We start from the raw sequence: 1,831 nt of genomic DNA, 5'->3' as shown, positions 1-1,831 counted from the left end.
ACGGATCATGATACGACAATCATCCGAAGAATCCTCCGACATTGAACATGACAAAAAACCGCTCACTCGCCGCCAAATAGCGTGAGCGGTAACACTGGAACTGGTTCGCGCAGTTGCCAGAACTCGCTGCTTATTGGTTGGGGCGCATGGTTGGGTGGTTTATATACCAATTGCCCAGGATTTATGAAGAAACGAAGAAATGGCTGAGTCAACTGCCAGCTCGTGTTTCTGAATGGTTCTCTAGTGTTTACAACAATACGCAGAAGTGGTGGACCGACATTCGAAATAAAGCGACTGAGAAGGCGCATGAAATGTTTACCAACGTTGTGCGGTGGATTACGAATTTGTACAACGAGATCAGTCGTTGGCTTTCGCAGTTGCCCGGTCGGATATATGGTTGGTTCACCGATTCCAAGAATAAAGCGGTAGAGGTCGCGGGAAACATGGTAGACGGTGTTTGGAATACGATTAAAAGCTTGCCCGACAAGTTTAGAGATGCGCTGGACGCCGTCGGCGAAGCCATTAAGTCGTATGGATCGCGTCTCCTCAGTTGGGGCGCGGGCCTCGTAGATAGCTTTGTTGCCGGTATCAAATCGAAGATCGCATCGATTAAAAACGCGTTCAGCGCCGGTCTTAGCGCTGCCCGAGCGGTTGTAGAGACGCATTCGCCGCCAAAAGAGGGGCCGATGAAGAATATAGATAAGTGGGGCGCTGGCTTGATGAAGACGTATGCGGATAGTATCGCGGCGAGCGGAGTTCAGATTAAGCACGCGATTAACGTTGCGATCAGCGATTTTGCGCCGATGTTTAAACCAAACGCGACAATGCCGATGTCTACAACGGCGAATAAAGGATCGGTAACAATCGTGAACAACATCACTGTTAATGGCGCGGGCAAGGATGGATATCAAATTGGAAGCGATATTGTAGCGGCGATTCGTCAACAAGTGAGTTTTGCGTTGTAAAGAAAAAGGCCAGGGGAAAGATTCCCTCGGCTAATATTTTTAAGGATGCCAGTTAGGTTGTATCCCGTACTTTGTCATTTGTGCTACTGCGATATTATAGGACTCTTTGATATGATTAAAACTCAAAACCATTTCTTGACCGGCCTTTAAAACGTCATTTGTTTTAGACTCTTTCGCTGATTCTTGCATGTTTGTAGCAATTGATTTTAGTTTATTCAGATTCTCTAATATCTGTTGTTGGTTAAGCTGGAGTAAAGACTCGCGCGGAGTGGTCGATTTGATTTTCTCGATATACTTTTCCCATAGCCAAATATCGGTATCCATAAAATCAGCGAATTCATTCATCGAAATCTTTAATGACCCGAGCTGACTTAGTTGGTCGCCAATATTTTGTGCTTCGGCAAATGTATTCCACGTAATTTCATTGACTGCAATGAGGTAGGCTTTATCGTTTTCCTTCGCTTGAGCGTCAGCAGCGGCTTTGGCTTTAGCTTCCGCATCAGCCTTCGCCTTTACCTCGGCTTCAGCCTTTGCTTTAGCTTCTGTTTCTTGTTTCGCCTTAATTTCGACTTCGGCGGCGCCCAGTTTTTGCCTTTCTTCGTTCGATAATATCTGTTTCGGTAGTGTAGGTTGTGCGTTAGGATCTACCGTAGCGGTTGCTACCACAGTCAATAATACAAATGCTGCCCACGCTGTACTGATGACCTTCCCGAGTTTCCCTAGTTTTTTCCACCAAAAGAAGATCATGATATACGGAACTGTTAACCATCCAACCTGAATCCGTGAAATTCTAGCATGTTCTTAATTACAATCATGATATATTCGTAGTAAAATGAAGATAGTGAAAGATAATTTCATTTTGCGAT

At 45.1% G+C, this 1,831-nt stretch carries 2 protein-coding genes; one reads left to right on the top strand and one right to left on the bottom strand.

Going from position 1 to position 1,831, the window contains the following annotated elements; all coding sequences use genetic code 11:
• Positions 1-113 precede the first annotated feature (113 nt).
• Entirely contained in the window at positions 114-965 is an 852-nt protein-coding gene (locus C230_RS0100345; protein WP_211207975.1) for a hypothetical protein, read from the top strand.
• Positions 966-1,004: 39 nt separating this feature from the next.
• Here C230_RS0100345 and C230_RS23085 read toward each other — a convergent pair whose 3' ends face one another.
• The gene (locus C230_RS23085) at positions 1,005-1,712 is read right to left on the bottom strand and encodes a hypothetical protein (protein WP_018130115.1); all 708 of its coding nucleotides are present in this window, start codon (positions 1,710-1,712) and stop codon (positions 1,005-1,007) included.
• Positions 1,713-1,831 lie beyond the last annotated feature (119 nt).

Source organism: Effusibacillus pohliae DSM 22757, assembly GCF_000376225.1.
GTDB lineage: Bacteria > Bacillota > Bacilli > Tumebacillales > Effusibacillaceae > Effusibacillus > Effusibacillus pohliae.
This window is presented reverse-complemented; position numbering and strand designations above follow the sequence as displayed.

Bases quoted from the DNA above. Each gene is read 5' to 3' on its own strand.
- C230_RS23085 (WP_018130115.1), bottom strand. From the start codon at position 1,712: ATGATCTTCTTTTGGTGGAAAAAACTAGGGAAACTCGGGAAGGTCATC.